This is a genomic window from [Actinomadura] parvosata subsp. kistnae (assembly GCF_900323885.1).
Lineage (GTDB): Bacteria > Actinomycetota > Actinomycetes > Streptosporangiales > Streptosporangiaceae > Nonomuraea > Nonomuraea composti.
Window position 1 is genome coordinate 1347796 of record NZ_OOHJ01000022.1, and the last position, 23904, is coordinate 1371699.

General features: G+C 72.2%; 23 protein-coding genes and 1 pseudogene. 10 read left to right on the plus strand and 14 right to left on the minus strand.

Going from position 1 to position 23904, the window contains the following annotated elements; translation table 11 throughout:
• Positions 1–78: 78 nt before the first annotated feature.
• Positions 79–348, minus strand: a complete 270-nt coding sequence (gene rpsO / locus KIS93_RS48825; RefSeq protein WP_020545762.1) for a 30S ribosomal protein S15 — start codon at positions 346–348, stop codon at positions 79–81.
• Between the two features lie 157 nt (positions 349–505).
• Positions 506–913, minus strand: coding sequence for a VOC family protein (locus KIS93_RS48830; protein ID WP_080042089.1), 408 nt, complete (start codon positions 911–913; stop codon positions 506–508).
• An 81-nt stretch (positions 914–994) separates the two neighbouring features.
• Here KIS93_RS48830 and KIS93_RS48835 point away from each other — a divergent pair, with 81 nt between their 5' ends.
• The gene (locus tag KIS93_RS48835) at positions 995–1609 is read left to right on the plus strand and encodes a TetR/AcrR family transcriptional regulator (RefSeq protein ID WP_080042090.1); all 615 of its coding nucleotides are present in this window, start codon (positions 995–997) and stop codon (positions 1607–1609) included.
• Here KIS93_RS48835 and KIS93_RS48840 read toward each other — a convergent pair.
• Positions 1599–2525 (minus strand): bifunctional riboflavin kinase/FAD synthetase, encoded by a 927-nt coding sequence (locus KIS93_RS48840; RefSeq protein ID WP_080042091.1) that lies wholly within the window; start codon positions 2523–2525, stop codon positions 1599–1601. The two genes, KIS93_RS48835 and KIS93_RS48840, sit on opposite strands and share 11 nt — an antisense overlap.
• Positions 2526–2619: 94 nt before the next feature.
• Between KIS93_RS48840 and KIS93_RS48845 the strand changes: the two genes are divergently transcribed.
• Together KIS93_RS48845 and KIS93_RS48850 are read left to right on the plus strand one after the other, a co-directional pair.
• Positions 2620–3639 carry a TRM11 family SAM-dependent methyltransferase gene (locus tag KIS93_RS48845; RefSeq protein ID WP_080042092.1) on the plus strand — a complete coding sequence of 340 codons (1020 nt, stop codon included), beginning with the start codon at positions 2620–2622 and terminating at the stop codon, positions 3637–3639.
• A gap of 383 nt (positions 3640–4022) precedes the next feature.
• Entirely contained in the window at positions 4023–4415 is a 393-nt protein-coding gene (locus KIS93_RS48850; RefSeq protein ID WP_080042093.1) for a DUF6223 family protein, read from the plus strand.
• Here KIS93_RS48850 and truB read toward each other — a convergent pair.
• From truB to rimP, 8 genes are all read right to left on the minus strand, one after another.
• Complete coding sequence (truB, locus tag KIS93_RS48855; protein WP_080042094.1) at positions 4412–5284, minus strand: tRNA pseudouridine(55) synthase TruB; 873 nt, start codon at positions 5282–5284, stop codon at positions 4412–4414. The genes KIS93_RS48850 and truB overlap by 4 nt on opposite strands.
• A complete protein-coding gene (locus KIS93_RS48860) occupies positions 5285–6325 on the minus strand; it encodes a DHH family phosphoesterase (protein ID WP_080042095.1) in 1041 nt (346 codons plus the stop codon).
• Positions 6322–6780, minus strand: coding sequence for a 30S ribosome-binding factor RbfA (rbfA, locus tag KIS93_RS48865; protein ID WP_080042096.1), 459 nt, complete (start codon positions 6778–6780; stop codon positions 6322–6324). Before rbfA ends, KIS93_RS48860 begins: the two co-directional genes overlap by 4 nt.
• A gap of 39 nt (positions 6781–6819) precedes the next feature.
• Complete coding sequence (locus tag KIS93_RS48870) at positions 6820–7116, minus strand: DUF503 domain-containing protein (protein WP_080042097.1); 297 nt, start codon at positions 7114–7116, stop codon at positions 6820–6822.
• A 117-nt stretch (positions 7117–7233) separates the two neighbouring features.
• Positions 7234–10410, minus strand: coding sequence for a translation initiation factor IF-2 (gene infB / locus KIS93_RS48875; RefSeq protein WP_080042098.1), 3177 nt, complete (start codon positions 10408–10410; stop codon positions 7234–7236).
• Positions 10411–10535: 125 nt separating this feature from the next.
• Entirely contained in the window at positions 10536–10835 is a 300-nt protein-coding gene (locus KIS93_RS48880) for a YlxR family protein (protein ID WP_080042099.1), read from the minus strand.
• A complete protein-coding gene (gene nusA, locus KIS93_RS48885) occupies positions 10819–11823 on the minus strand; it encodes a transcription termination factor NusA (protein WP_080042100.1) in 1005 nt (334 codons plus the stop codon). The genes KIS93_RS48880 and nusA overlap by 17 nt, the downstream gene beginning before the upstream one ends.
• A gap of 12 nt (positions 11824–11835) precedes the next feature.
• Positions 11836–12321, minus strand: a complete 486-nt coding sequence (gene rimP / locus KIS93_RS48890) for a ribosome maturation factor RimP (protein WP_080042101.1) — start codon at positions 12319–12321, stop codon at positions 11836–11838.
• A gap of 233 nt (positions 12322–12554) precedes the next feature.
• On the opposite strand from rimP, the gene KIS93_RS48895 reads away from it, so the two are divergent.
• Positions 12555–13016, plus strand: coding sequence for a hypothetical protein (locus tag KIS93_RS48895; RefSeq protein ID WP_080042102.1), 462 nt, complete (start codon positions 12555–12557; stop codon positions 13014–13016).
• A gap of 7 nt (positions 13017–13023) precedes the next feature.
• Positions 13024–13524 carry a ferritin-like domain-containing protein gene (locus KIS93_RS48900; RefSeq protein WP_080042103.1) on the plus strand — a complete coding sequence of 167 codons (501 nt, stop codon included), beginning with the start codon at positions 13024–13026 and terminating at the stop codon, positions 13522–13524.
• Between the two features lie 875 nt (positions 13525–14399).
• Here the strand turns inward: KIS93_RS48900 and KIS93_RS48905 are convergent.
• Together KIS93_RS48905 and KIS93_RS48910 are read right to left on the minus strand one after the other, a co-directional pair.
• Positions 14400–16144 (minus strand): annotated as a pseudogene (locus KIS93_RS48905) (proline--tRNA ligase).
• A 128-nt stretch (positions 16145–16272) separates the two neighbouring features.
• Positions 16273–16944 carry a hypothetical protein gene (locus KIS93_RS48910; RefSeq protein WP_080042105.1) on the minus strand — a complete coding sequence of 224 codons (672 nt, stop codon included), beginning with the start codon at positions 16942–16944 and terminating at the stop codon, positions 16273–16275.
• Between the two features lie 135 nt (positions 16945–17079).
• On the opposite strand from KIS93_RS48910, the gene KIS93_RS48915 reads away from it, so the two are divergent.
• Entirely contained in the window at positions 17080–18030 is a 951-nt protein-coding gene (locus tag KIS93_RS48915; RefSeq protein WP_155128408.1) for an acyl-CoA dehydrogenase family protein, read from the plus strand.
• A gap of 389 nt (positions 18031–18419) precedes the next feature.
• On the opposite strand, the gene KIS93_RS48920 is transcribed toward KIS93_RS48915, so the two are convergent.
• On the minus strand, positions 18420–18905 hold the full coding sequence (locus KIS93_RS48920) for a hypothetical protein (RefSeq protein ID WP_080042108.1): 486 nt from the start codon (positions 18903–18905) through the stop codon (positions 18420–18422).
• Between the two features lie 94 nt (positions 18906–18999).
• Here KIS93_RS48920 and KIS93_RS48925 point away from each other — a divergent pair, with 94 nt between their 5' ends.
• From KIS93_RS48925 to KIS93_RS48940, 4 genes are read left to right on the plus strand one after another with little or no spacing between them, the layout of a single operon-like run.
• Positions 19000–20070: an LLM class flavin-dependent oxidoreductase gene (locus KIS93_RS48925; RefSeq protein WP_080042109.1), complete on the plus strand. Its 1071-nt coding sequence runs from the start codon at positions 19000–19002 to the stop codon at positions 20068–20070.
• Positions 20070–21131 carry a hypothetical protein gene (locus tag KIS93_RS48930; RefSeq protein ID WP_080042110.1) on the plus strand — a complete coding sequence of 354 codons (1062 nt, stop codon included), beginning with the start codon at positions 20070–20072 and terminating at the stop codon, positions 21129–21131. Before KIS93_RS48925 ends, KIS93_RS48930 begins: the two co-directional genes overlap by 1 nt.
• Positions 21132–21144: 13 nt before the next feature.
• Positions 21145–22683: an AMP-binding protein gene (locus KIS93_RS48935; protein WP_230465512.1), complete on the plus strand. Its 1539-nt coding sequence runs from the start codon at positions 21145–21147 to the stop codon at positions 22681–22683.
• A gap of 33 nt (positions 22684–22716) precedes the next feature.
• The gene (locus KIS93_RS48940; RefSeq protein WP_080042111.1) at positions 22717–23898 is read left to right on the plus strand and encodes a class I adenylate-forming enzyme family protein; all 1182 of its coding nucleotides are present in this window, start codon (positions 22717–22719) and stop codon (positions 23896–23898) included.
• Positions 23899–23904 lie beyond the last annotated feature (6 nt).

Sequence of the window (23904 nt, forward strand, 5' to 3'; positions counted from 1 at the left end):
ACGCCGCCACGCGTCCGACCGTATGGGGTCCTACCCCATATGAGAAGGGAGCGGCGCGGACGCCGCTCCCTTTTCATGCTATCGGCGCAGACCGAGCCGCTCGATGAGCGTGCGGTAGCGCTGGATGTCGACCTTCTGCAGGTACTTCAGCAGGCGGCGCCGGCGACCCACGAGCAGCAGCAGACCACGACGGCTGTGGTGGTCGTGCTTGTGCGTCTTCAGGTGCTCGGTCAGCTCGCTGATGCGCTTGCTGAGCAGCGCGATCTGCACCTCGGGCGAACCGGTGTCGCCTTCGGCCGTCGCGTACTCACTGATGATGGTCTTCTTGGCAGCGGTGTCGAGGGACACGGCTCTCCTTCGATCTACGGACACGCGCGAATGAGATGGAAGCGCGAACGACCGTGCGTGCCTACAGTCGCCGCGTGAAGGCCTTCATGGGCAGCGCGCAGCGCCACCGCTACAGAGCCGACATGCAAGGTTACCACCTCATGTCCAATGCGCGGACTCACGCCGAAGCGTAGCCGCCCGCGAACTCCTCCGACGGCGCGATGGGCGTGATCACGTCGATCAGCACGCCGTTGGGGTCGGCGACGATGAAGTGGCGCTGCCCGAAATCCTCGTCGCGCAGGCCCAGCTCGGGCACCAGCCCTTCGCCTGCCACCAGTCTGCCCCATTCGGCGTCCACGTCGTCCACCTCGAAGTTGAGCAGCAGCCCGGTGACCGGCCTGCGGTAGGCGGCGGGCAGGGTCGGGTGCGCGTGGTCGAGCAGGGCCAGCTCGTACGGCCCGCGGCGCAGGCTCACGTACCAGTCGGCCTCGAACGTCACCTCAAAGCCGAACAGCCGCACGTAGAAGTCGGTGGATCCGGCGACGTCGGAGGTGCAGATCACCGGATAGAAGCTGCTGAGCCGCATGACGACCTTCCTTTCACATACCGATGGTATGCGAAGGTACGCTAGTTCGCCTACCATCGGTATGTCAAAGGGGGGCGGCGGATGAGCAGGGCCGAGCAGAAGGAACGCACCAGGCAGACGCTCGTGGCCGAGAGCCGGCGGCTGTTCGCGTCCAGGGGCTACACGGGAGTGGGCCTGGCCGAGATCGTGCGCGAGTCCGGGGTCACCAAAGGGGCCCTCTACCACCACTTCGCGGGCGGCAAGACGGCGCTGTTCCGCGCGGTGCTGGAGGAGGTGCAGCAGGAGGTGGCGGCCCGGGTGGTGGCCGCGGCGGAGGCGGCAGGCGACCCGTGGCAGCGGCTCAAGGCCGGGTGCGCGGCGTTCGTCGAGGCCAGCGCGGATCCCGAGGTGCAGCGCATCATGCTCATCGACGGCCCGGCCGTGCTCGGCTGGAGCGAGTGGCGGGCCATCGACGAGGCCACCTCGGCCGCCCACCTGGCGCAGGCGCTGGCCGAGCTGGTGGACGGCGGCGTGATCCCGCCGCAGCCGGTGGCGCCGCTGACCCGGCTGCTGTCAGGCGCGATGAACGAGGCGGCGCTGTGGCTGGCCCGCTCCACCGACCCGGGCGACCTCGCGAACACGCTGGCCGCCCTGTCAACGCTGCTGGAAGGGCTGCGCCGGGGGTCGGCCCATGGGGCAGCCCGGGTCAGCTTGTGAGGCGGCGGGTCGCGTCGACGTCGGCGTGGATCTGGGCGATCAGCGACTCGATCGACTCGAACCGCGTGTTGCCGCGCAGCCGCGCCGCGAACTCCACCGCCACGTGCACCCCGTACAGCTCCAGATCGTCCCGATCCAGCGCGTACGCCTCCACCGTGCGCGGCACCCCCTCGAACGTCGGGTTCGTCCCGACCGAGATGGCCGCCGGCCACCGCTCCCCCGCGTACACGGCGGGCAGATTGGCCACCGCCACGCATTCCAGCCACCCCGCATAGACCCCGTCGGCCGGGATCGCGGTGTACTGCGGCGTCTCGACGTTCGCGGTCGGGAAACCGAGCTGGCGCCCGCGCTGGTAACCGCGCACGACCACGCCCTCCACCCGGTGCGGCCGCCCCAGCAGCTCGCCGGCCCGCGCCACGTCCCCCTCGACCAGCAGCTCCCTGATCAGGGTGGACGACACGCCGTCGAGCAGCGGCACCGACTCCACCTCGAACCCGTACATCTCCCCCAGCGTCCGCAGGGTCTCGACATCGCCCTTGGCGCCCTGCCCGAACGCGAAGTTCTCCCCCACCACCACGACCGCCGCCCGCAGCCGCTCGGCCAGCACGCTGTGCGCGAACTCCTCGGGCGTCGTGCGCGACAACCCCAGCGTGAACTCCACCACGTCCACCTCGTCCACCCCGAGCCCCGCCAGCAGCTCGGCCCGGCGCCGCGCACTCCCCAGCCGGTACGGGTGCGACCCCGGCCGCACGACCTCGTCGGGATGCGGCTCGAACGTCACGGCCACGCTGCGCAGCCCCCGCTCGCGGGCGACGGCCACGGTGCGCTCGACCACCCGCCGGTGCCCGAGGTGGACCCCGTCGTACACGCCGATGGTGACGACAGACCTCTCCGATGCCTCCACGCCAGGCCCCATTCGCTCGTCATTCGCTCGTCCACCGGATGAACCCGTACAAGCCTGCCATGCGCCGCGGCCTGCCCGGCAATCGAGGGCACTATCATCGGGCATCATGCCTCGTTACGCGCTCCTGATCCTGCCTGCCTTCAACCGGGTCTACGGTGAGAGCTCCGTCCGGCTGACCCGCAGCGAGCTGGCCGTCTTCAGCGCCCGCGGCCTTGAGGGCGAGGTTCTGGGCAGCGAGGAGACGCGCATCGGCGGGGTGCCGTACGTGGCGTTCGAGACGGCGCGCCCGCTGAGCGAGCCCGACGTGCGGCTGCTGTCGAACCTGTCGTCCGTGTACGCGGTGTTCGGCCTCGAAGGCGACCTGCTGCGGCCCCTGGAGATGCGCTCGCGCGACCGGCTGAGCAGCGACCTGATCACGATCCAGAAGTACGCGGGCAAGACGAACGAGCACTTCACGAAGCTGCTGCTCAACGTCACCGCGCTGGCCGGCGACAAGGGGCTCGGCGACGGGCTGCAGGTGTTCGACCCGATGTGCGGCCGGGGCACCACGCTCAACCAGGCCCTCATGTACGGCTACGACGCCTACGGCATCGACGTCGACGGCAAGGACTTCGAGGCGTACACCGGCTTCATCAAGACGTGGCTGCGCAACAAGCGGCTCAAGCACACGGCCGAGACCGTGCCGGTGCGCCGCGATCGGGCCCTGGTGGGGCGGCGGCTCAACGTCACGTTCGGGCTGTCGAAGGAGGCCGTGAAGGCCGGTGACGTGCAGCACCTGGCCGTGGTGAACGCCGACACGCTCAAGAGCCGCGAGTTCTTCAAGCCGCGCTCGTTCGACGTGCTGGCCACTGACGCCCCGTACGGCGTCCAGCACGGCAGCAAGGGCGGCGCCGGCCTGTCACGCAGCCCGCTGGAGCTGCTGGGCCGGGCCGTGCCGGTCTGGGCGGAGCTGCTGCGGCCGGGCGGCGCGATGGGCATCGCCTGGAACACCTACGGCGGCAAGAGCGCCGACCTGGCCAGGATCCTCACCGAGGCGGGCCTCGACGTGATGGACTATCCCGACTTCGAGCACTGGGTGGACCAGGCGATCGTGCGCGACATCATCGTGGCCAGGAAGCCCCGCTAAGGCGTGTTCCTTGGATCGGGGGTCGATCTGACCTTCGATCCGGCTTCTCCTCCTGACACGCCGGCGACTGCCGGTGCTGCTGAACCGCATCCGGCTGCCCCGACCGGGCGGTATCGGCCGGGCACGCACCCGGCTGGACAGCCGCATCCGCTACCGGGCCACCACCCGGATCGCCGGCATCATGATCTGGTCACGCGCCCGACCCGATCGGCCTCACCCTGCCTGATCGGGGAAACACGCCGCAGCGGCACCGGCCTACCGCGGGCGCGGTAGATCCGCTACGGCGTGCGCGGCAGGGGGAAGTGCCTCCATCAGTGGGATGACCTGCGGCTGGTCCGGCGGACATAGTTCTTGGCGTCCAGTCGTAGAAGGAGGAGCCCCTCATGTCCGTGCTGTCCATGCTCGCCTCACCGATCTGTACGTCGGCCGCCGAATGCGCGGGCCAGGGCGTCGACAACTTCCTCGGGACCCCTCAGCGGATCTGGGCCAGCGTGGCCGCGCTGGTGTCGCTGGCCGCCGTGGCCGCCGGCTGGCTGGCGCTGCGGCGCTCCAGCCGCGGCATCGGCAACGGCGGGCGGAACGGGGCCGTCGTGGCGCTGGCCGGAGGCCTCATCGGCGCGGTCAACGGCGTGGTGAACCTGGCCGTCGCCGACGGTGGCCTCGGCACCGGCAACGGCGTGTTCGGCGGTGCGGTGGCCCTGGCGCTCGGGCTGGCCGGTACGGCGCTCGGCGGGCTGGTGCTGGCCCGCTCCCGCCGTACTCACCCGAGCGCCTAACCGACGAAGACGGCGAGGGGCTTGGCGACGCGGCCCTGCTCCTCCACCAGTGCCAGCAGCTCGCCCTCCGGCCCGAACACGCCGATCGGCCCCGTGCCGAGCCCCGACGCGGGCAGCCGGCCGCCGTGCCCGATGATCCGGGCCTCCTCGGCCGTGACGTCGCGGCGCGGGAACGCCGCCGCCACCGCCTCGCCGATCGGCAGGATCACGCACTCCTCCGAGAGCTGCTCGATGCTCCTGGCCAGCGACACGTCGTACGGCCCCACCCGGGTGCGCCGCAGCCGCGTCAGGTGGCCGCCGACGCCGAGGGCGGCGCCGAGGTCGCGGGCCAGCGAGCGGATGTAGGTGCCGCTGGAGCAGGTGATGACGGCGTCCACGTCCACGACGTCGCCGCCGGCCCTGATGTCGAGCACGTCGAACTGCCGCACGGTGACGGGCCGGGCCGCCAGCGCGACCTCCTCGCCCGCGCGGGCCTTCTTGTAGGCCCGCTGGCCGTTCACCTTGATGGCGCTGACCTGCGGCGGGACCTGCATGATCGCTCCGGTCAGCGCCGCGACGCCCTTGTGGATCTCGGGTGCGGTGACGTCGGCCGCCGAGGCGGTGGCGACGACCTCGCCCTCGGCGTCGTCGGTGTTGGTGCTCACGCCGAGCCGGATCGTGGCCTCGTACACCTTCTCCGTGAGCGTCAGGTGCCCGAGCAGCCTGGTCGCCTTCTCCACGCCGACCACCAGCACGCCCGTCGCCATCGGGTCGAGCGTGCCGGCGTGCCCCACCCGGCGGGTGCCCGCGATGCGCCGCATCTTGGCCACCACGTCGTGGGAGGTCCACTCGCCCGGCTTGTCGACGATGATCAGACCGCTCTCGGCCATCTAGGAAACCCTCCGCAGCTCGCGCCGGAACTTGGCCATGGTCTCCTCCACGGTGTCGTACGAGGTGTAGCCGGCGGCGTTGTGATGGCCGCCGCCGCCGAGCGCCGCGCACACGGCCGCGACGTCGACGGTGCCCTTGGACCGGGTGGAGACCTGCCAGTCGCCGTGGTCGTCCTCCTTGAGCACGACCGCGACCTCGGCCTCGTCGGCGCGGCGCACGATGTCGATGATGCCTTCGAGCTCGGAGTACGGCAGCCCGTACGCGGCCCGGTCGACGCGGGAGACGTACGTCCAGACGAGCGAGCCCTCCAGCGTCACCCGCTCCAGCGCGTGCGCCAGCACCTTGAGGTAGCCGAACGGCGAGCGGTCCCACAGCTCGCGGGCGATCTCGTCGGTACGCAGCCCGGTGGCGACGAGCCTGGCCGCCATCTGGTGCACGGCGGGCGTGACCGAGGAGTAGCGGAACGACCCGGTGTCGGTGACGAGCCCCGCGTACAGGCAGGTGGCGATGTCGCGGTCGAGCCGCCCGCCGAGCCGGTAGACGAGCTGCTCGGCCAGCATCGCGGTGGCCGCGGCCTTGGCGTCGATGAGGTCGAGCGTGCCGAACCCGGTGTTCGACGGGTGGTGGTCGACGACGATGACCTCGCGTGCCGAGGCCGCGTTGGCGCCCAGGAGGCCCACCCGCTCGAACGTCGAGCAGTCGAAGACGATCATCAGGTCGGGCGCGGCGGGGAACTGCTCCGGCGGCACCAGCATCTCCTGCCCCGGCAGGAAGCCCAGCAGGCGCGGCACCGCGAAGTGCCGGTCGCCGAACGACGCCACCACCCGCTTGCCCATCGAGCGCAGCACGAACGCCACGGCGAGCATCGACCCGAGCGCGTCGCCGTCGGGGTTGACGTGGCAGGCCAGCCCGATCTCGTCGTGCTGGCCGATCAGCCGCAGCGCCCGATCCCACGATGACTCGGGGATCGGGCAGCACTCCATAGGACGCCGCTCCAGGCTGGCCGGGCGGTCGGTCCTGTCGCGCACGTCGGGCGTCACGCCTGGTCTTCCCTGCTCACCTCGAGGTCTTCCTCGTCGTCGGGCTTGCGGTAGGGGTCGGGCTCGCCGGCGTAGGAGGCCTTCTCGGCCTGCCGCGCCACTTCGGCGTCGCGCGCCCGCGCGGCGTTGATCAGATCGTCGAGGTGGCGCGCGTTGTCGGGCAGCGGGTCGTGCTTGAACGTCAGCGTCGGGGCGAACCGCACCCCGGTCTGCTTGCCCACCTCGGAGCGGATGATGCCCTTGGCGCTTTCGAGGGCGGCGGCGCTGTCGGCGCGCTCGGCCTCGGAGCCGAACACCGTGTAGAAGACCGTCGCGTCGCGCAGGTCAGCGGTGACGCGGGTGTCGGTCACGGTGACGAAGCCCAGACGCGGATCCTTGATCCGGCGCTCCAGCATCTCGGCGACGATCTGCTGGATGCGGTCGGCGAGCTTGCGCGCTCGTGCTGCATCCACCATGTTGGCTCCCCCTCACGCACGAACGGGCCGTGCAGTCGTTCAGTCTTCGTCGTTGTAGAGCCGGTGCCGGGCCGACAGCAGCTCGATCTCCGGGCGGAAGGCCACCATGCGCTCGCAGGCGTCCAGCACTTCCTTGCAGTTACCCGCGGAGGCGGAGACCACCGCCACACCGACCTCCGCTCTGCGATGCAGGTCGAGATGGCCGGTCTCAGCCACCGCGATGCTGGGATAACGGCGCTGCAGCTCGGCGATGAGCGGCCGGACGACAGAGCGCTTCTGCTTCAGCGATCTGACGTCGCCGAGCAGGATGTCCAGGGTCAGAGCACCCACATACATCGTTGGCAACCACCGCTTGACCTGGAGTCTGAGCACGACCGGCCCGCTGCGGCGGGAAGCGGGCCAGGGCGTGCGAGAGGCGCCCGGCGGATGTCCCGCCGGGCGCCCGGCCGTGCGTCACACGCGCGGCTTCTCCCGCATCTCGAACGTCTCGATCACGTCGTCGATCCTGATGTCGTTGTAGCCGACACCGATACCGCACTCGAAGCCCTCGCGGACCTCGGTGGCGTCATCCTTGAAGCGACGCAGGGACGAGACGGTCAGGTTGTCCGCGATGACGACGCCGTCGCGGATGAGCCTGGCCTTGCTGTTGCGGACGATCACGCCGGAGCGGACCAGCGAACCGGCGACGTTGCCGATCTTCGGCACCTTGAAGACCTCGCGGACTTCGGCCGTGCCCATCTGGACCTCTTCGAACTCGGGCTTGAGCATGCCCTTGAGCGCCGCCTCGATCTCCTCGATCGCCTGGTAGATGACCGAGTAGTAGCGGATGTCGACGCCCTCGCGCTCGGCGAGGTCGCGCGCCCGGGGCTCAGGCCGGACGTTGAAGCCGATGATGACCGCGTTGTCGTCGGCGACGGCCAGGTTGACGTCGTACTCGGTGATGGCGCCGACCGCGCGGTGCAGGACACGGAGCCTGACCTCGTCGCCGACGTCGATCTTGAGCAGGGCGTCTTCCAGGGCCTCCACCGAGCCGGACACGTCACCCTTGATGATGAGCTTGAGCTCGTCGACGCGGCCCTTCTCGAGGTCGCTGAACAGCTCCTCGAGGGTGCGGCGACGGCTCGACTTCGCCATGTCGGCGCTGCGCTTGCGCGCCGCGCGCTGCTGGGCGATCTGCCGGGCCATCCGGTCGTCGGTGACCACGATGAAGTTGTCACCGGCGCTCGGCACGGCCGTCAGACCCATCACCAGGACCGGACGCGACGGCGTGGCCTCCTCGACCGGCTCGCCGTTGTCGTCGAGCATCGCGCGGACGCGGCCGAAGGCCTCGCCACACACGATCGAGTCGCCGACGCGCAGCGTGCCGCGCTGGACCAGGACGGTCGCGACGGGGCCGCGGCCACGGTCGAGGTGCGCCTCGATCGCGATGCCCTGGGCGTCCATCGTCGGGTTGGCCCGCAGGTCGAGCTCGGCGTCGGCGGTCAGCAGGATGGCCTCGAGGAGGTTGTCGATGCCCGTGCCGTTCTTCGCCGAGATGTCGACGAAGAGGGTCGAGCCGCCGTACTCCTCCGCCACCAGGCCGTACTCGGTGAGCTGGGCACGGACCTTGTTGGGGTCGGCGCCCTCCTTGTCGACCTTGTTGACCGCGACCACGATCGGCACCTCGGCCGCCTGGGCGTGGTTGAGAGCCTCGATCGTCTGCGGCTTCACACCGTCGTCGGCCGCGACCACCAGCACCGCGATGTCGGTGGACTTGGCGCCTCGGGCACGCATGGCGGTGAACGCCTCGTGACCCGGGGTGTCGATGAAGGTGATCTTCCGCTCTTCGCCCTCGTGCTCGGCGGAGACCTGGTAAGCGCCGATGTGCTGGGTGATGCCACCCGCCTCGCGCGCCACCACGTTGGTCTTGCGGATGGCGTCGAGCAGCTTGGTCTTACCGTGGTCGACGTGACCCATGACGGTCACGACCGGCGGGCGCGCGGCCAGGTCGGCCTCGTCGCCCTCGTCCTCGCCGAACTCGATGTCGAAGGCCTCGAGAAGCTCGCGGTCCTCCTCCTCCGGGCTGACGACCTGGATGTCGTAGTCGAGCTCGGCACCCAGGAGCTGCAGCGTCTCCTCGTTGACCGACTGCGTCGCGGTCACCATCTCGCCCAGGTGCAGCATGATCTGCACGAGCGAGGCGGGGTTCGCGCCGATGCGGTCGGCGAAGTCGGACAGCGACGCGCCGCGGGGCAGGCGGATCGTCGCGCCGTTGCCGCGAGCGACCTGCACGCCGCCGATGGCCGGCGCCGACATGTTGTCGAACTCCTGGCGCCTCTGACGCTTGGACTTGCGGCCACGCGCGGGACGGCCGCCGGGACGCCCGAAGGCTCCCGCGGTGCCACCGCCACGGCCACGGCCGCCGCCACCGGGACGACCGCCGAAGCCGCCGCCACCGCCGCCGCCACCGGGACCACCGGTGCCGGTGCGCGCACCGGCGCCGCCGCCACCCGGGCGACCGGCGAAACCGCCGCCGCCACCGGGACGACCGCCGCCACCGCCGGGACGGCCACCGCCGCCACCACCGGGACGACCGCCGCCGCCACCGCCACCCGGGCGGCCACCGCCGCCGGGGCCGGCAGGGCGACCCTGCGGCATCATCATCGGGTTGGGACGCGGGCCCCCAGGACGGGGACCACCGGCGCCGCCACCCGCACCGGGACCCGGACGCGGGCCACCGGGGGGCGGGCCGGGACGCGGGCCCGGAGTGGGCCGGTCACCGGACCGCGACTGCGGCGGACGCGGCATCGCGCCGTCGCGCGGCGGACCGTCACGACGCTCGCGCTGGCCGGGACCGCCACCGCCCTCGCGGTTGCCGCCCGGACGCGGCGGGCGGGCCTGGCCCATGCCGCTCGCGTTGGAAGAGAACGGGTTGTTACCCGGACGCGGGCCACGCGGACCCGGCCGCGGGCCGGGGCCGGGACGCGGACCGCCACCGGCGGGCGCACCCGGACGGGGCGCCTGCGTGGAACCGCCACGGTCGGCACCGCGGTCACCGCGGTCGCCGCCGCGCTCAGCACGGTCGCCGCGCTCACCGCCGCGCTCGCCGCCGGCGGGGCCGGGACGAGGGCCGGGCTTGGGGCCCGGACCGGGACGCGGGCCGGCACCGGCGGGGCCGGGACGCGGACCAGGAGCCGGACGGGCGGGCGCGCCGCTCTCGAACCGCGCCTGCGGGGCACCTGAGGTCTCGCCGCGCGCGGCCTCGGGCTGCTGCTGCGGCTGCTGGTGCGGCATCGGCACCGGCGGACGCGGCGTGCTGCCGCCGCCCGCGGGGCCGGGACGCGGACCGGGCTTGGGGCCCGGACGCGGTGGAGCGGGGACCGGCGCCTGCCCAGCGCCGTTACCGGCCTGGCCTTCGGCCGGCCGGGGCGCAGCCCTTGGCGGCTGCGGCTTGTTGGACGGCTGACCGCCGCCCCTCGAGGAGGCACCCTTGGATACCCCCAGCGCTTCGGTGAGCCTGCGGACCACCGGCGCTTCGATGGTCGAGGACGCCGAACGGACGAACTCTCCCATCTCTTGGAGCTTGGCCATGACGACCTTGCTCTCTACGCCGAACTCCTTAGCGAGCTCGTATACCCGGACCTTCGCCACTGCACTCCCTTACTCGGCCCGGGAGGCTGGCTGTGCCGTCCGGACCGTCGTTACCTTGACGTCTTCATCGCCGCGTGCTCATCAGGCGCTCATAGCAATCTGACTCCGCCCATCAACTCGGCGTCCTACATGACATTTCTTTGGTCTCCCTCCAGATGAGCTCGCACGGGCGAGCTGTCAAGCGGCCCCGGCACGCGGAACGCGCGCGGGAACGCTCGGCGCCGCTCGGCAAGCTCCAGACAGCTCAGGGACGGATGCAGCGACGCACCGCGCCCCGGGAGCCGTCCGCGCAGGTCAGGGACCACCTGGCCCTCGACCTGCACCAGACGGAGCAGCTCGGACTTAGCCTCGCGAGCCCTGCAGCCCACACAGGTGCGCTGTGGGACCGCTTGGCCACCATATTCCAGCTTACCGTGTTGACGCATCTACGGAACCGGCGGCGTCCTCGGCTTGTGTATCGGGCCGGATGTCGATCCGCCATCCTGTGAGTCTCGCGGCGAGCCGGGCGTTCTGTCCCTCTTTGCCGATGGCCAGCGAAAGCTGGTAGTCGGGCACCGTGACCCGCGCGACACGACCTTCGAGATCGAGAACCTCGACGTGGGAAACGCGCGCGGGCGACAGGGCATTCCCGACGAACTCTCCCGGATCTTCCGACCAGTCGATGATGTCGATCTTCTCGCCGTGCAGCTCCGTCATCACGTTGCGGACCCGCGAGCCCATCGGCCCGATGCACGCGCCCTTGGCGTTCACGCCCGGCTTGCGCGACCTGACGGCGATCTTCGTGCGGTGGCCCGCCTCGCGCGCCACCGCCGCGATCTCCACGGTGCCGTCGGCGATCTCCGGCACCTCCAGCGCGAACAGCTTCTTCACCAGCCCCGGATGCGTGCGCGACAGCGTGACCGAGGGGCCCTTGTGCCCCTTCTTCACCTGCACCACGTACGCGCGGATGCGCTCGCCGTGCACGTACTCCTCGCCCGGCACCTGCTCGGGGTGCGGCAGCACCGCCTCGATCTTGCCGAGGTCGACCAGCACCACGCGCGGGTCCTTGCCCTGCTGGATCACGCCCGAGACCAGCTCGCCCTCACGGCTGGCGAACTCGCCGAAGTTGATCTCGTCCTCGGCGTCGCGCAACTGCTGCAGGATGACCTGCTTGGCGGTGGTCGCGGCGATCCTGCTGAAGTTGTTGGGCGTGTCGTCGAACTCCCTGACGACCTCGCCGTCCTCGTCGAGCTCGGCCGCCCAGATCGTGACGTGACCACTGGCCCGGTCGAGCTCCGCCCGCGCCTTCGACGCGGCGCCGTCGGTGCGGAAGTACGCGATCAGCAGCGCGTCCTCGATCGCCTTGACGACCAGGTCGAAGGAGATGTCCTTCTCCCGCTCCAGGCTGCGCAGGACGCTCATGTCGATGTCCACGGCGGCTCCCCCTTAGCCTTCGTCGCCGTCGACGTCGTCGATCCGGCGGAATTCCACCTGAACCCGTCCGCGGGTCAGGTCCTCGTAACCAAGCCTGCGTGGCGCGCCCGACACGTCGAGGTCGACGCCGCTCTCGTCGGCGGCCAGGATGCGGCCCTCCACAACGGAGCCGTCCTTCAGCTCCGCCTTCACCAGCCGCTTGGCCGCACGACGCCAATGACGCGGCTCGGTGAGCGGGCGATCGACGCCCGGAGAGGACACCTCAAGCGTGTAAGCCGCCTGCCCCATCGCGTCGTCGTCGTCGAGCGCCGTGGAGACGGCCTGGCTCACGTCGGCCACGTCGTCGAGGCTCACACCGCCGTCACGATCCACGATCACCCGCAACAGCCGTCTCTTGCCTGCCTGGGTGACCGTGATGTCCTCCAGGTCGAGACCTTCCGCGCTGACCACGGGCTCCAGGAGCTTCATCAGGTGGTCGCGGGGTGATGCGCTGCCCATATCGACCTCCCCTATTGTCATGTCTCAGCCGGGCGGACCTCGCCTCTGGCTCTCCCGCCGTCTGGCCGCTCAGCCAGCGACGACAGTTGACACCCTATCCGTATGAGGGCACGGAGAGAGCGCCACTCGTCACGGTCGAATGGCGGAGCGTCGCCGGACGGCGATCCCGGGCACTGGCCGTACGATGCTACCGAGGCCCCAACGAGGCCGGTGACACCTGGAGGTTCGAGTTCGTGCGCGCGCGTCAGCTCTCCCGCCGGGCCCTGCTGGCGGGCACGGCGGCCGCACTGACCGGCTGCAGCGCCTCCGGGCCGCCGCAGCCGCCCGCCGCGCCGCCGCCCGACTCGCCCGAAGTCGTCCTGCTGAAGGGGATCATCGCGGAGAAGGAACGCACGATCGCCCTCTACTCGGCGCTCGTCGCCGGCGGGGCCGAGAAGCTGGCGCCGTTCCGCGACCGCCATCAGGCCCACCTCGCCGAGCTGCGCAAGCACGTCCCCGCCGGTTCGCCCTCACCCAGCGCTCCGTCCGGCAAGCCCGCCAAGGCGTCGCTGTCGCGGCTGCGGGAGATCGAGCGCAAGGCCGCCGCCGCGCGGCCACGGCAGCTCGCCGGCGTCTCACCCGGGGTCGCCCAGCTCGTCGCCAGCATCGGCGCCTGCGAGGCCGCCCACGCCATCGCCCTTCCGAAGTCCCTATGAGGTCCCTGTGGTCGTTGTAACTTCCGCCCACACAGACGCCGACACCGACGTCGACAAGCTCCGGAAGGCGCTGGCCGCCGAGCACGCGGCGGTGTTCGCGTACGGGCTGCTGGCGGCGCGCACCTCGGGGGCGGTCCGGCAGCGGATGAGCGCCGCCTACGAGTCGCACCGCGCCCAGCGCGACCGGCTCCGCACCCTCATCACCGCCCGGGGCGGGCAGCCCGCCGAACCCGACGCGTCGTACGCGCTGCCGTTCTTCCCCTCCAACGCCGAACTGGCCGTCAAGCTGGCGGTGCAGCTGGAGAACGGGGTGGCGGCGGCGTACCTGGAGCTCGTCGCCGCACAGGACCCCAAGGTCCGGGAGTCGGCGGCCCTGGCCATGCAGGAGGCCGTGACCCGCGCCTACACCTTCCGCCCCGACCCGCCCACCGCCTTCCCAGGCATGCCCGCCACCGCCACCTCCCCGACCGCATCCCCTTCCGGGGGTCCGGCCGGCGCCGGCGGCTGACACCTCTCCGCTACGGGCACAGGCGCGGGCGCGGCCATGGGCACGGGCACGACACGCGCAAGCACCGCGCACCGCCCGCCGACCACACCGCCCCGCGGGCCGCAGCGCTGGTTGACCGCACCGCCGTGAGGGCCGCACGCCCACCGGCCGCACCGCCCCGCAGCCTGTGCCATGCAGGAACCGCGAAAGGCGACGCACGCCAAACCAGAGGCACGCTGGAGCAGGCGGTGCGACGCCGCACCCCGTCGCTGCACCACGCACGCCGCCGCGCCTCAGCACCACCTCACGCACCGCCCGCGAGCCGCACCGCCCCGCGAGCCGCACCGGCCGTGGGCCGCAGCGCCCCTGAGGGCCGCATGCCCACCGGCTGCACCGCCCTGCGGCCTGTGCCATGCAGGAATCGCAAAGGCGACGCACGCCAAACCAGAGGCACGCTGGAGCAGGCGGTGCGACGCCGCACCCCGTCGCCGCACCACGCACGCCGCCGCGCCTCAGCACCACCTCACGCACCGCCCCGCAAGCCGCACCGCCCTGAGGGCCGCACGCCCACCGGCTGCACCGCCCTGCGGCCTGTGCCGCGCAGGCATCGCGGAGGGCGACGCACGCTGGAGCAGGCGCGCGACGCCGCACCACGCACGCCGCCGCGCCTCAGCGCCACCTTCCGCGCCGCTCCGCCTCAGCGCCACCTCACGCACGCCGCGTCCAAGCACGCCCCGCCTGCCCGCAGGTGCGGCACCGGCGCGTGTGCGTGGGGGGCCATCGCCTGCTGAGCCGCCCGCGCAAGCCGTGGCTGGGCGTATGGGTGCCGAGCCGCGCGCACGTGGGTCCGGCAGGCGAGCGCTGGCGGGGTGGGCCCTCCGTAGGGGAGGGCCCGGTCAGGCGTTGACGGCGGCGAGGACGCGGTCGGCGGCCTCGGCGAGGGGGATCTCCTGCTTCTCGCCCGTGACGCGGTCGCGCAGCTCCACGACGCCCTGCGACAGCCCGCGCCCCACGACCACGATGGTGGGCAGGCCGAGCAGTTCGGCGTCCTTGAACTTGACGCCGGGCGAGACCTGCGGCCGGTCGTCCACGAGGACGCGCAGGCCGCGGGACTCCAGCTCGGCCCCCAGCTCAAGGGCGGCCTCGATCTGGTTCTCCTTGCCGGTGCCGACGATGTGGACGTCGGCGGGCGCGACCTCGCGCGGCCACACGAGCCCGAGCGCGTCGTGGGCCTGCTCGGCGATGACGGCCACGGCGCGGGAGACGCCGATGCCGTAGGAGCCCATGGTGACGCGGATGGGCTTGCCGTCGGGGCCGAGCGCGTCGAGGCCGGCGGCGTCGGCGTACTTGCGGCCGAGCTGGAAGATGTGGCCGATCTCGATGCCGCGGTCGATGGACAGCTCGGCGCCGCAGCGGGGGCAGGGGTCGCCGGCGCGTACCTCGGCGGCCTCGATGGTGCCGTCGGGGGTGAAGTCGCGGCCGGCGACGACGTTGGCGGCGTGCTTGCCGGGCTCGTTGGCGCCGGTCACCCAGGAGGTGCCGGTGACGACGCGGGGGTCGACGAGGTAGCGGATGCCGAGCTCGCGCAGGACCTGCGGGCCGATGTAGCCGCGGACGAGGCCGGGGTGCTTGGCGAAGTCGGCGGCCTCGAAGATGGCGGGCTCGCCGGGCGCCAGGGACGCCTCCAGGCGCTTGAAGTCGACCTCGCGGTCGCCGGGCACGCCTATGACCAGCGTCTCGACCTTGTCGGAGCCGGGCGTGCTGACCTTGACGACGACGTTCTTGAGGGTGTCGGCAGCGGTGATGGACAGGCCGTGGTGCTCGTTGACGTACGAGACGAGGGTGTCGATGGTCGGGGTGTCGGGGTGTCGAGCACCTGGAGCGCGGGCAGGTCGTCGTACGACCGCGCGGCGGGGGCGGGCGTGACGACGGCCTCGGCGTTGGCGGCGTAGCCGCAGGAGTGGCAGGCGACGAACGTGTCTTCGCCGGTGGGGGTGGGGGCGAGGAACTCCTCGGACGCGGAGCCGCCCATCGCGCCCGACGTGGCGAACACGATCTTGTAGGTGATGCCGAGGCGGTCGAACGTGCGGATGTAGGTCTCGCGGTGCTGCTCATAGGAGCGCTTGAGGCCGTCGTCGTCGAGGTCGAAGGAGTAGGAGTCCTTCATCAGGAACTCGCGGCCGCGCAGGATGCCGGCCCTGGGCCGCGCCTCGTCGCGGTATTTGGTCTGGATCTGGTAGAGGGTCACCGGATAGTCCTTGTACGAGGAGTATTCGCTCTTGACCATCTCGGTGAAGAGCTCCTCGTGCGTGGGGCCGAGGAGATAGTCGGCGCCCTTACGGTCTTGGAGGCGGAAGAGGGTGTCGCCGTATTCGGTCCAGCGGCCGGTGGCCTCGTAGTATTCGCGGGGCAGCAGGGCGGGGAAGAGCACTTCCTGGCCGCCCATGCGGTTCATTTCCTCGCGAACGATCTTTGTGACGTTCTCCAGGACCATTTTGCCGAGGGGCAGCCAGGAGTAGATTCCGGGCGCGACACGGCGGACGTAGCCGGCGCGGACGAGGAGCTTGTGGCTCGGCACTTCCGCGTCTGCCGGGTCGTCCCGCAGGGTGCGAAGAAACAACGACGACATGCGCAGCAACACGGCTACTCCTTGCTCGAACCCGGATGTGGAGGACTACAGAGCCCTTTCAGAGCTCTCCAGAGGTCTACAGGCTATCGAGTCGGAGGCGCGTCGCGCTCAGGCTTATCCGGGCGATCCCCGGGCGGGCCTCACACGGCCAGGGGGATCCAGCCCGCCACGAACGCGGCCAGGCAGACGGTGAACACGCCCGAGAACACCGCCGACACCGCCAGCGCGCGCACCCGGGCGCGGGCGTTCCTGCGCAGCCCCAGCACCAGCGCCACGGCCGCCAGCCCGACCACCACCGCGGGCCCCGGCCAGAACGACTGCTCGCTGTCGATGAACCCGGGCGTCGCCCGGTCCACCACGTCCGCGATCAGCGCGGCGCCGACCGCGCCCGCGGCGACGTCGCCCCAGCCGTCGTCCCTGCGGGTGGTGTACGCGAGCAGGCCGAGCCCCACGAGCAGGGCGAGCGTCCAGTTGAGCCCGGCGGCGCTGCCGCCGATCACGTCGAAGGCGTCGTCGCCGCGCAGCGCGCCCGCGCCCATCGCGGCGACGAGCGTGGAGACCGCCGCGAGGAACGTCGTCAGCAGTGCCCAGCCGAACCCCGACGCGGTCGCGCCGACGGTCAGGGAGAGGGCGAGATAGGCGTACGGGTCGTAGATCTGGCCGAGCCAGGCGGGGGCGTTTCCGGAAATGAGCATGCCGATCAAGCCGACGGCCAGGCCGCCCAGGAAGGCCGTGATCAAATGGCATTCGATGGCGCGCTGACGCCGGTCGTATTCGGCGAAGTCGGCGTAGTCGATGGTGGTGTTGTTCATGTTCATTTCCCTGGTCAACCCCTCCCCCGGAATCGTTTGGGGATGACCACATCCAGATTATGTGACCCTACAAAAAAGGCAAATTTCGGTCATGTCCGTACTAAAACAAGCAATCGCTTGGTTATGATCTGTCGCGTGGCACTCGCCGATGAACTCCGCGCCGCCGTCCGCGCCTATCTCGCCGGACGTCCGGACGCGTCCTGGCAGGACTTCGCGCGGGACGTCGGGATCGCCGGGCTGCTCGTGCCCGAGAAGCACGGGGGCGCCGGGTGCGGGGCCGCCGAGATGGCGGCCGTCGCCGAGGAGCTGGGCCGCGTCCTGTCACCCCATCCGTTCCTCCAGTCGGCGGTCATGGCCGCCTCGGCGGCCTCCGCGTGCGGGGCCGACGAGCTGCTGGAGGCGCTGGCCGGCGGGACGAGCGCCGCCGTGGTGCTGCCCGGCGACGGGTCGCTCCGGCTCGACGGTGACGTGCTCACCGGGGTGGTGCCGTACGCGATGGACGGGGAGCTGGTGCTCGCCTACGCCGGCGGGGCGCTCGTCGAGGCCGTGCCCACCGCGCGGACGCAGTACGTGACCATGGACGAGAGCCGGCCCCTGCAGCGGCTCCACTTCGACCACGTCCCGGTGCGGCGGCTGGGTGACGGGGCCGCGTGGGAGCGCGTACGGGACCTCGGGATCGCGGCGCTGGCGGCCGAGCAGGTGGGCGGGGCGCAGCGGTGCCTGGACATGGCCGTTTCGCACGCCAAGAGCCGGCACCAGTTCGGCCGGCCGATCGGATCCTTCCAGGCGATCAAACACAAGCTGGCCGACCTGCTGCTGCTCGTCGAATCCGCCCGATCGGCGGCGGGGGCGGCGGCGCGCGACTGGGTGGCGGCGGCCGTGGCGGGGTCGTACTGCACGGAGGCGTACCTGACGGTGGCCGGGGAGAACATCCAGGTGCACGGGGGGATCGGGATCACGTGGGAGCACCCCGCGCACCGGTACTTCAAACGGGCCACCTCGGACGCCCAGCTCTTCGGCCCCCCACACGCCCACCGCGCCCGCCTCGCCCCCTACGTCCTCGCCCCCGCACCGCACTCCGGCTGAGGTCCTTCGGGGGGACGCCGGTGCGCGGGGCGCAGGTGTGAGGGGAGGCGGGGCGTGAAGTCGCAGGCGCGCGTGAAGCGCCAGCACGGGCGAGCGGCCGTGGGTGGGGGCGGAGCAGGCTGAGGCGTCGGCATGGGGCCAGGAGGCGGGGGACTCGAAGGCGAACCGCGAGGCGCAGGCGCACGAGGCAGGGCGCGGGGCAAGGCGCACGAGGGCGCTGGCGTGGGTGGGAGGCCCGGGGCCGCGGATGCGAGGGGCGAGGCGGGGCGTGGAGTCGCAGGTGCACGACGGTAGGGCGCGTGTAAAGCGCCGGCACGGGCGTGAGGCCACGGGCGCGGAGATGAGGCGCAGGCGCGAGGGCGGAGAAGGCAGGCGGGGCCCGGGTGGGGTCAGCCGCCGAGGAGTTCTTCCCAGGGGTGGCGGGTGTTGGTGCGGCGGGTGGTGTCGAGGGCTTCGGCCAGGCGCCAGAAGCCCGGGCGGGCGCGGACGCCGGCCCGGCCCATCGGGTCGATGGCGCGCAGCTCGAAGCGGACGCCCATGACGTCGAGCACGGCCGAGCCGTCGTTGCCGGGCCCGGCCTGGGTGACGAGGGGGCCGTCGTAGTCGGGGTCGCGGACCTGGTCGGCCAGGAGGGCGGCCACTTCCGAGGCGTACGGCCCGTCGCGCCATTCGATGTGCCAGCTGTGGTCGGAGCCGCGCCACCACGTCAGGTCGCGGCAGGATTCGATGAAGTCGGCCTCGGAGGCGAGGGCGGCCATGACGCGGCCGAACGCTTCGTAGCGGCGTGCGCTGGTGAGCGAGAGCTCGTCGCCGGGGTCGGGGGACGACGGGCCGTTCTTCGGCCGCCGCAACGCGTGCTTTCGCTTCACGAGCATCCACTCTGATCGCCGCCGCGCCCTTCCCGCAAGTCTTTGCCGCTGATACGCTCTACCAAGCGAGCGCTTGGTTTCCTACTTCGCCGGAGGCGCGATGACGTCGTCCCTACGGATCAGCCTGGGGTATGAGCTGGAGGTCCGCGGTCGCACCCGCGAGGTCGAGCAGCAGGCGTTCCAGAACGTGATCGACCAGGTCGTCCTCGGCGACCGGCTCGGCTGCGAGGCCGCCTGGTTCGTGGAGCACCACTTCACCAGGGGTTTCTCCCACTCCTCCGCCCCCGATCTGGTCCTGGCCGCCATCTCGCAGCGCACCGAGCGCATCCGCCTGGGGCTCGGGGTGGTGCTGCTGCCGTTCCAGTCCCCGATCCGTACGGCCGAGCGCGTCGCCACGCTCGACATCCTGAGCGGCGGCCGGGTCGAGTTCGGCACGGGCCGGGGCGCGTCGCCGCTGGAGTACCAGGCGTTCCAGCGCCCGTTCGAGAAGTCGCGGCAGATCTGGGAGGACTCGCTGGAGGCCACGCTGGCCATCTGGGAGGCCGACGGGGAGCCGGTCAGCCGCTCGAACGAGTTCTTCGAGATCCCCGACGTGGCCGTCTACCCGCGCCCGGCGCAGCGGCCCCATCCTCCGGTCTGGGTGGCCTCGACCTCGCTGGAGGGTTATCTGGCCGCCGCGAGGCACGGGTACAACCTGCTCGGCATGACGATGCTCAAGGGCATCGACGACGTGGCCGCCGACATCGCGAAGTATCGGGAGTGTCTGGCGGAGCACGGCTTCGACCCGGCCGGCCGGCGGGTCGCGCTGATGATCCCCTGGTACGTGGCCCCCACCCGCGAGGAGGCCGCCGCCACGGCCGCCGACCCCGTGCTGTGGTACATCCGCCGCCAGGTCAACCTCGTCACCCCGCCCGACTACTACGACGCCCGCCACGCCACCCACCGCGTGCTCGGGCAGCTCGCCGCCGGGCTGCCGCCCGAGGAGGCGATGGCCACGCTCCGCGAGCACCTAATGGTGGTCGTGGACGACGTGGAGGGCTCGCGCAAGGCCCTGGCCAGGATCGCCGAGGCGGGCGCGACGGACCTGATCATCCAGGCGCAGGTGGGCGGCCTGGCGCACGAGCGGGTGTGCGCGTCGATCTCGCTGTTCATGAAGGACGTGATGCGCTGATGGCCCGCTGGCTGACCCGTGACGACCTCGGGGCTGCCGCGGGCACCGCGACCGGGCTGCTGCTGGTCTCCCCCGACGTGTCCAGCGTCTTCCCGCTGTCCCCCGCCGACCGTTCGGACGTGGTGGGGCTGACGGGGGCGGCGCTGCGGGAGGCGGGGGTCGGCGAGGACGATCGGGTCGTGGTGGCCCTGGCCGAGCCGGCCGGCGCGTTGTGGGCGGCCGCGGCGGCGGACGTGGCGGGGGCGGCGGCCCGCGTGGGGCCGCGCGGGCGGATGCGGCTGCACCACGCGCTGAGCACGCTCAGGGCCACGACGCTGGTCGCGACCCCGACGGGCGCGATGGACCTGCTGTCCCGCCTGCACCTGGAGTTCCTGCTGGACCCGCTGGACCTCGGGCTCAGGAGCATCGTGCTGACCGGCGAGATCGCCTCCAAGCGCACGCTGGGGCACCTGGCGGCCGAGTTCGGGGCCACGGTGACGGAGGTGCTGGCCAGCCCGTTCAGCGGCGGCGCGCTGGCCTGGCGAAGGGCCGAGGAGGAGCCGCTGCGCCCGCTCGCGGACGGCCTGCTGGGGCTGGCGGCGCTGGACAAGGACGTCCCGGCGACGGGCGACGGGCCGGCCGAGCTGGTCGTCACCCCGTCCGGGCACTCGACGCTCGGTGACGCCGTGCTCAGGACGGGCCTGGTGGCCGCGCCGGCGGCGGCCGGAGCGATCCCGGCGCCCGCGCACACGGTCGGCGAGCACGTGCTCGTCAGGGGCGTGTGGCTGGCGCTGCCGCGCATCGACAGGGCGCTGGCCCGCGTCGACGGCGTGGCCGGGTGGGAGCTGGCGATCAGCCGGCAGGGGACGCTGGACACGGCGGTGCTCACGGTGGCGTTCGCGCGGCGCAGCCTGATCGGCAACCCCATGTGGAAGGCGCGGATCGAGCAGGCGGTGCGGGCGCTGACCCCCGTGTCGGTCGCGGTGGAGATCGCCCAGGACGTCGCCGAGACCCCCTCCCCCGGCGTCGTGAACGACCTGCGCGGCCACCACCTCGGAAGGGACCGGGCGCTCATCACCTGAGAAGGGGCTGCCGATGGGATCGATGCCGGACTGGGGGACGCTCCCCCGCATGCTGCGTGACCAGGCCGAGCGCCATCCCGGCGACGTCGTGGTGGCCGATCCCACCGGCCCGCGGCTCACGCCGGCCGGGCTGCGCGCCTACGCGGCCGGGGTCGCCCGCGGTCTCATGGCGCTCGGGGTGGAGCCCGGTGACCGGGTGGCCCTGTGGGGGGTGAACTCGCCGTACTGGGTGGGGCACGCGTTCGGGATCTGGGACGCGGGCGCGGTGCTCGTGCCGCTGTCGCCGCGCTTCAAGGGGATCGAGGCGGCGCAGCTCCTCGCGAAGACCGGCGCGAAGGTGCTGGTCACCGGCGCGGGCCCGGCCCCGGCGCCCCTTCCCGGGCCGCTGCCCGAGCTGCGGCACGTCGTCACGCCGGACGGCCCCGGGCTGGCCGCGCTCGGCGCGCGGGTCCCTGCCCGCGCGGCCGAGGAGCGGGCGCTCGCCGTCCGTCCGGACGACCTGTGCGAGATCATGTCCACCTCCGGCACCACCGGCACCCCCAAGGGCGTGATGATCGACCACTCGCAGGTGCTGCGCGGCTACTGGGACTGGTCGGAGATCGTCACCCTGGACGAGCACGACCGCTACCCGGTGATCGCGCCGTTCAGCCACGGGTTCGGGCTGAACGCGGGGCTGGTGGCCTGCGTGCTGCGCCGGGCCACGATGATCCCGGTCCCGGTCTTCACCCCGGACGCGCTGATGTCGCTCATCTCCGAGGAGCGGGCCACGGTGCTGGCCGGGCCGCCCACGCTGTTCCACCGGCTGCTGGACGAGCTGGACCGCGATCCCGGGCGCTCCTGGGACGTGTCGTCGCTGCGGGTGGCCATCTGCGGGGCCGCCGCCGTCCCTGCCGCCATGATCACGCGGCTGGTCGAGCGGGTCGGGCTGGAGCGCATGATCAACGCGTACGGGCTCATGGAGGGCACGGTCGTCTCCATGACCAGGGCGGGCGACCCCATCGACGTGATCGCGAACACCACCGGCCGGCCCGTCCCGGGCATCGAGGTGAAGATCGTGGACGACGACGGCAAGGAGGTCGCGCCCGGCGAGCGCGGCGAGATCCTGCAGCGCGGCTACGGCGTGATGCGCGGCTACTGGGGCGAGCCCGAGCGCACGGCCGAGGTGGTCGACGGCGACGGCTGGCTGCACACCGGCGACGTCGGCGTGCTGGACGAGGCGGGCAACCTGGCCATCGTGGACCGCAAGAAGGACCTCTACATCGTCAACGGGTTCAACGTCTCCCCCGCCGAGGTCGAGTCGCTGCTGCTGCGGGAGGGCTCGCTGGCGCAGGCCGCGGTCGTGGGCGTGCCGGACCCGTCGTCCGGCGAGTCGGGCCTGGCGTACGTCGTGCCCCGGCCGGGGGCGGCGGCCGACCCGGAGGCGCTGCTGGCGTGGGCGCGCGCCAACATGTCCGGCTACAAGGTGCCCCGGCGGATCGTCGTGCTCGACGCGCTGCCGACCAACGCCAACGGCAAGGTGGACAAGGTCGCCCTGCGGCAGCACCAGGCGTAGCGTGGGAGGCAGGCCCTTCGCCCAGGAGCCGCCATGCTGCGCCTGCTCGCCGGTGAGGCCGCACGCAGGTTCGGGGGGCGCGCGGCCGTCGTCACCGGCTCCGCCTCGCTGTCCTTCGCCGACCTCGACCGCTTCTCCGACCAGGTCGCCGCCGGGCTCGCCCATCGCGGCACCCGCATCGGCGACGTCGTGGTGCTGGCGCTGCCCGACGGGCCCGAGTTCGTGATCTGCTACCTGGCGGCGGCGAAGATCGGCGCGGTCACGGCGGGCATCGGCGTCGAGCGGCTGGGCCTGCTGACCGGCCTCGACCCGGCGATCGTGATCACCGCGCCGAGCGTGCTGCCGCCGCTGTCCGGGCTGGACGTGGTGACGCTGCCCATCGACCGTGGCCGCCGCTCGCCGCACCTGTACGACCCGGTCCGGCTCACGGGCCTGCGCCGGCCCGAGCCGCCCCCGCCGCCGTTCCCGCCGGATCCCGCCCGGCCGGTCGTGATCACGTTCACGTCGGGCAGGACGGGGCCGCCGAAGGGCGTGGTGTTCGGCAACCGGCAGCTGGAGGCGATCCGCGCGCACGGCGCCGGGCTGCGGTGGGGCACGGGCGACGCCAGGCTGGTGCCGCATCCGCTGGGGCAGCTCGGGTTCGCCACCCGGCTGCCCGTGATCCTGCAGACGGGGCGTACCTGCCACGTCGTGGCCGAGTGGACGCCCGACGCGGTGCTGCGGGTGCTGCGCGAGCACAAGATCGGGGTGTTGCAGGGCACCCCGCACCAGCTCTCCCGCATCCTCGACCTGCGCGAGGAGCTGCCGGAGCTGTCGCTCATCCTGTCCAGCGGCGCCCCCGCCACGCCGGCGCTGATCAGGACGTTGCGCACCAGGTACGGCGTGCCTGTCTGCAACCGCTACATCTGCACGGAAGCCGGTCTGGGGCTCGGCACGCGTCCCGACGACCCGGACGAGGACGCGGAGTTCAGCGTGGGCAGGCCGCGCGGCAGCGTGAACGTCTCGATCAGGGACGCCGAGGGCCGCGCCCTGCCTGCCGGGGATCACGGTGAGGTGCTGCTCCGCTCGGAAGCGGTCATGAGCGGTTACGTTGGCAGGAGCACCGATCATGCGGTGTTCGCCAAGGACGGGTTCATCCGCACCGGCGACCGGGGATACATCGATCACACTGGCCGGTTACATCTGGTGGGACGGGTCACTCGTAAACCGGCGTAGGGAGGC

Coding starts and splice junctions, on each gene's coding strand:
- KIS93_RS48830 (WP_080042089.1), bottom strand. CDS start 913: ATGCGGCTCAGCAGCTTCTATCCGGTGATCTGCACCTCCGACGTCGCC.
- KIS93_RS48840 (WP_080042091.1), bottom strand. CDS start 2,525: ATGGGGCCTGGCGTGGAGGCATCGGAGAGGTCTGTCGTCACCATCGGC.
- truB (WP_080042094.1), bottom strand. CDS start 5,284: ATGGCCGAGAGCGGTCTGATCATCGTCGACAAGCCGGGCGAGTGGACC.
- KIS93_RS48920 (WP_080042108.1), bottom strand. CDS start 18,905: ATGCTCGTGAAGCGAAAGCACGCGTTGCGGCGGCCGAAGAACGGCCCG.
- KIS93_RS48935 (WP_230465512.1), top strand. CDS start 21,145: ATGGGATCGATGCCGGACTGGGGGACGCTCCCCCGCATGCTGCGTGAC.
- KIS93_RS48930 (WP_080042110.1), top strand. CDS start 20,070: ATGGCCCGCTGGCTGACCCGTGACGACCTCGGGGCTGCCGCGGGCACC.
- KIS93_RS48850 (WP_080042093.1), top strand. CDS start 4,023: ATGTCCGTGCTGTCCATGCTCGCCTCACCGATCTGTACGTCGGCCGCC.
- rbfA (WP_080042096.1), bottom strand. CDS start 6,780: ATGGTGGATGCAGCACGAGCGCGCAAGCTCGCCGACCGCATCCAGCAG.
- KIS93_RS48870 (WP_080042097.1), bottom strand. CDS start 7,116: ATGTATGTGGGTGCTCTGACCCTGGACATCCTGCTCGGCGACGTCAGA.
- rimP (WP_080042101.1), bottom strand. CDS start 12,321: ATGGGCAGCGCATCACCCCGCGACCACCTGATGAAGCTCCTGGAGCCC.
- KIS93_RS48910 (WP_080042105.1), bottom strand. CDS start 16,944: ATGAACAACACCACCATCGACTACGCCGACTTCGCCGAATACGACCGG.
- KIS93_RS48845 (WP_080042092.1), top strand. CDS start 2,620: ATGCCTCGTTACGCGCTCCTGATCCTGCCTGCCTTCAACCGGGTCTAC.
- KIS93_RS48835 (WP_080042090.1), top strand. CDS start 995: ATGAGCAGGGCCGAGCAGAAGGAACGCACCAGGCAGACGCTCGTGGCC.
- KIS93_RS48925 (WP_080042109.1), top strand. CDS start 19,000: ATGACGTCGTCCCTACGGATCAGCCTGGGGTATGAGCTGGAGGTCCGC.
- KIS93_RS48940 (WP_080042111.1), top strand. CDS start 22,717: ATGCTGCGCCTGCTCGCCGGTGAGGCCGCACGCAGGTTCGGGGGGCGC.
- KIS93_RS48880 (WP_080042099.1), bottom strand. CDS start 10,835: ATGCGTCAACACGGTAAGCTGGAATATGGTGGCCAAGCGGTCCCACAG.